This is a genomic window from Oleiphilus sp. HI0123 (assembly GCF_001635315.1).
Map to the genome: position 1 here is coordinate 1 of NZ_LWGE01000486.1, position 722 is coordinate 722.

1 pseudogene is annotated in these 722 nt (G+C 44.8%); it reads right to left on the reverse strand.

The window, feature by feature from the left end:
* Positions 1 to 172: 172 nt before the first annotated feature.
* Positions 173 to 722 (reverse strand): annotated as a pseudogene (locus A3761_RS26935) (response regulator); the annotation flags it as partial.

Below are 722 nucleotides of genomic sequence, written 5' to 3' on the forward strand. Positions count from 1 at the left end.
GTCTTTGGTCTGCAATGGAGTTATGCCGCTATGGCTCTCCATGAAACTGTTCCAAACTTTAATGCTAAAGTTGCGATCCAGTACCACGAGGCCGACATCGATGGTTTGCAGCATATCCATCAGCCAGTGAAATTCTTTTATATCTATCTGTGATCGTTCCATAGTTCGGCTATTAATCCATCAAGTAGGAAAGTCGTTTGTTCAAATTGTCCAGTGAATCTTCAGTGAACAGTAATAACAGGTCGCAACTAATGTTGTAGTTTTCAATTTCGTAAGTGATTTCAATGGCGAGTGTTTTCTTCCAGCGCTTGGCATTGGCTTTGATCAATTCACTTACTTTGACATGCTGCCCTAAAACAACCGNGTGCCCTTGACTGAAGGTGGTGTCGAGTTGTTGGGCAATACCGTTAGTACAGGCGCCCACTAGAATACTGGCCACTTCCATTAGTAGCTCAAGCTCAACCATGCGATCGACTTCGCCTTTGTAGTCGAGCAGCTTGGCGATATCACCAAAACTTGAATCACTGAAAATGAGCAAGGCTTCGCCACTAATACCCGAACCGATAAAACCTTGGCAAACGGCAGAGTAGGTGTCTTGTTGCTCGGTGAGTGATAAGGCCATTTCTAACTCACTAACTTCGAGCAAGTTAACGTTTGGTATAGGCAGTTTTACGAAGACTTTCAAAAGCCGAGCGAGTAGGTCAGCTGCTTGTCCCATTGCG